The organism is Bartonella sp. AP88HLJMH, assembly GCF_042195605.1.
Lineage (GTDB): Bacteria > Pseudomonadota > Alphaproteobacteria > Rhizobiales > Rhizobiaceae > Bartonella.
Map to the genome: position 1 here is coordinate 1 of NZ_JBHIOR010000065.1, position 1,979 is coordinate 1,979.

1 protein-coding gene is annotated in these 1,979 nt (G+C 43.2%); it reads left to right on the forward strand.

Going from position 1 to position 1,979, the window contains the following annotated elements; translation table 11 throughout:
- The coding region (locus ACFIMA_RS09490) for a hemagglutinin repeat-containing protein (protein WP_375693428.1) at window positions 1-1,979 on the forward strand (1,979 nt) is incomplete at both ends.

Below are 1,979 nucleotides of genomic sequence, written 5' to 3' on the forward strand. Positions count from 1 at the left end.
GGCTCTGATGTTCAAACAAAGGATAAACTTCTCTTACAAGCTGAGAGGAATGTTTCGATTGATGCCACACGCAACAGTATGGACAATCAGAATGGGAGTGAAACCTCCCATGTTGCCTTGCACAATGGCTCTCATTTAAGTTCTGGAAAAGATACCACTGTTATCTCGGGTCAAGATATCCATGTTGCTGCTTCCGATATAGATGCCAAGGGCAAGGTGGGGCTGAAAGCCAGTAACGATATCCTGATCAACAATGCAGAAGATAGCTTACATTATGAGATGTCCGATCACAAAGAGGATGGAATATTTAGTGAGAGAGTCCATAATAATGTTGAGGCTACTCAAGTTGTGGGCTCAAGTATAACAGGGGGTGAAGGGATGGCCTTTGAATCTGGCAACGATACAAAAATCATTGGATCGATGCTTTTTGCTGGAAAAGAAGAGGAAACACCAGATCAAGCAAAAGCAGATATTTCTATTCACTCTGGTGGGAATATTCTCATAAAAGGCGCTCAAGAACACTACGATCAGCAATACCAATCGTCATCAAGTAGCTTTTTGCATGAGAAATCTTCCGATAAATCTGAATCGCACACCACAACAGTTTCCTCTGTTCTTGAGGCAACGGGCAACATTGATTTGCAAGCAGAAAAAGAGTCCACAATTACTGCTTCTCATCTGCTTTCAGGTCAAAACATCAATGTGACAGCAGAAAATGTGACGATTGATGGCATGCAAGATCACCATAGCAGCCACTCAGAAGAACATGCATCTGGTTTTGGCGCGGGCTCAGGTGAGGACTTCGTGTCGATATATGGGAGTGAGGAAAAGGTGCAAAATGAAGAGAGTTTTGAACATCAAGGCTCTTCTCTCAATGCGTATGGCACTATCAACATCATTGCCAAGAAAAAAGATGTGAGCATAGTGGGCTCTGATTTTGCAGGTGAGAATATTAACCTTTCGGCAGCTCGTGATGTCAATGTGCTTGTGGGTCATAATAGCCATAAGTCAAATTCTGAAGAAAAGCGTTCAGGTTTTGGCATTCAGTTTGGAAAGAGCAGCAGTAGTGTTTCTTTGGGTGTTGGGGTTGCAAGCGTCAAAGATACGGGCGATCAATGGGAAACCACTTCCGCACAATCACACATCACGGCACGCCGAGATGTGCAGATTACTGCTGACAATGATGTAAATATGCAAGCAGCTATTGTTTCGGCAAATCGTGATGTGAACATTGATACCGGTAATAATATCACGCTTTCGGAAAGCCAAGATATCTCTAAGACACAAAAAAAACATGAAAATTTCTTTGCTGGTGTTACAGGTTCTGTCAATGTTGGCATTCTTAGTACCATACAAGATATAAAGGATGCAGGAAAACGTTTTGGTCATGGGGATACAAAACACAAAATCGGCAATGGCATCATTCTTGGTCTAAAAGGCAAAGATCTCTATAACAAAGGCAAAGATCTCTATAATGGGATAAAGAGCGGATCAACAAAAGATTCCCTTCTCAAGATGGTGGATATTTCTACCAGTGTTACCGTAGGCTTTAAGACTGAAAAGGAAGAGAAGTCTTCTCAGACATCTACTGCTGTAACCAATAGCATAGAAGCTGGGCGTTCTGTCAATATGAAAGCCCACAAAGGCAGCATCCATGGTGTTGGAGCTGATATTATCGCTGGCACCAATCCTGTTTATGCAAATGATCCGCAGAGCGGGAATATCAACTTGGAAGCAGGACAGCATATTACCTTTGAAAGTGCGCAAAACAAGAAAAGCACACAAAACCATAACCAAAGCGCTTCAATGAATATTGGAGCCAGTTATGGTACTGGTGGCGCAGGGGTAACAGGCAGTGCTGCTTTTAGTCAAGGGGAAGGTTCCAGTGAACAGGTTCAACAAAAGAACAGCCATATTATTGGCACCGGCACAGTTCACACAACGAGTGGTGCAAACACCACATTGGCAGGCGCCGTGGT